The organism is Paenibacillus sp. 01L418, from assembly GCF_056400045.1.
In genome coordinates this window covers 1-1,777 of the sequence record NZ_JBFTSN010000705.1, presented here as the reverse complement: position 1 = coordinate 1,777, position 1,777 = coordinate 1, and the positions used below count along the sequence as shown (strand labels likewise).

Here is a 1,777-nt window from a genome sequence, read left to right as displayed (position 1 = left end):
GGATTAGAGGCGGCATGGGTACCTTCGAGCCAAGCCGTCGATGGAAATATGATCACGCGCTGGGCGAGTACGTACAAAGACGATTYGTGGTTCACCGTTGACTTGGACAAAACGCAAAATATTAGCAAGGTCGTCATCGGATGGGAGACGGCCGCGAAACGGTTCAAGATTCTCTATTCCACTGATAACGTAACATGGAAAAACGTGATGGCAGACGATCGAATTCTTACGGCCAGCGATAAACGAGAGACGAGTACGGTGGAATTCGCTCCGAAGCAGGCTAGATACCTGAAATTCCAAGGAATTGAACGAATGCCTGTCTATGGCGAATACTACGGATATTCCATCTATGAGTTCGAAGTGTACGGCGATGATCTAATGGTACCCTACAAAGAATTAATTGATGCAGCCGAGAAATTGATCAATTTGAACAAAGGGAACGAGGAGCTTCGCAAACAATTGATGTTCTTGTTGGATCGATACCCGTATCATTTCGAGACAGTAGTGGATACTCTGCGCGATCTGAACGCGAGGTTGAAGGATTCTATCGATAAATCGGAACCGAAACCTCCAATCGACACTGATAATCCTAGACCTGGCGTGAAGGAAGGCGAAGCGACGATCAAAGCCGGCGAAGCGGGAACGGTCAGCTTAGGCAAGCAGATTACCGTTTCTGTTCCGGTAGGCGCAGCGAAAGAAACGATGATGCTGCATCTGAAGAAAATCGACAATTCCGCTGACTTGCTGACGCAGCAGCCGAATGCAATAAGCCCGGTGTTCGAATTGTCAAAGGATGTGAAGGGCGGCTTCGATAAGCCGATTCAGATCAGCTTGACGTTTGATGTCAGTAAGCTTGGCAAAGATCAACAAGCATCTGTGTTCCAATATGATAAAGCAACAGCGCGTTGGGTGGAATTCAAAGGCACGGTAACGGATAGTACGATTCAAGCGGATACACGTAATGTCGGTATATTCGCCGTCTTTGCCGTCAATCGTAAGTCGAACGAGCCGAGTCCGGCCTTCAAAGACATCGCAGGCCACTGGGCTGCCAAGGATATTCAAGCAGCCGTGCAGCGAGGAATGACGAACGGATATCCGGATGGAACATTCAGACCGAATCAGTCCGTGACACGCGCGGAGTTCACGGTATGGCTCGCGAAGGCGATGCAGCTAAGCAACGAAAGCAGTACGAAGGCGTTCGTAGATCAAGCCTCGATCCCGATATGGGCGAGTGAGGCCGTGGCGCAAGCTGTAGAGCTCGGACTCATTCAAGGCTATGCTGATCAACGGTTCATGCCGAATCAGCCGATCAGTCGCGCAGAGATGGTGACGATGGTCGCGAGAGCATTGAAGCTGTCTATCGACGCAAGCGCAAGAACGAGCTTCGCAGATGACAAGCAAATCCCGGCATGGGCGATCGGAGCCATTGATGCAGCTGTGCAGCAAGGCTGGATTCAAGGGCGTGGCAGCAATCAATTTGCGCCGAATGCATCGACAACACGCGCCGAATCGATCACTGTCTTATTGAAAGCATTTCCAAAGGTATGAATAAAGAAGACGCTCATCATCACCAAGAGATGTTGAGCGTCATTCTCATTCAATTTGGCTAAAGTCAGAGGATGCGAAGCAACCGAATTGCCAAAGCTGATGGTAGTATCGACAGACTTATACCTTATTGAAAATAGTGGAATTAATTGACAGAGCAAGTTGAGTGTGATAGCATTGCTTTAACTTAAAACGAAAAGGCTATGATGAGAAATAGTAGCTATTAGGGATC

1 protein-coding gene is annotated in these 1,777 nt (G+C 48.8%); it reads left to right on the top strand.

Annotation, left to right across the window (positions count from 1 at the left end; genetic code table 11):
- Positions 1 to 1,548, top strand: a 1,548-nt coding sequence (locus tag AC1DSE_RS34860) for an S-layer homology domain-containing protein (RefSeq protein ID WP_477529078.1), incomplete at its 5' end; no start/stop codon positions are given.
- Positions 1,549 to 1,777: the final 229 nt, after the last annotated feature.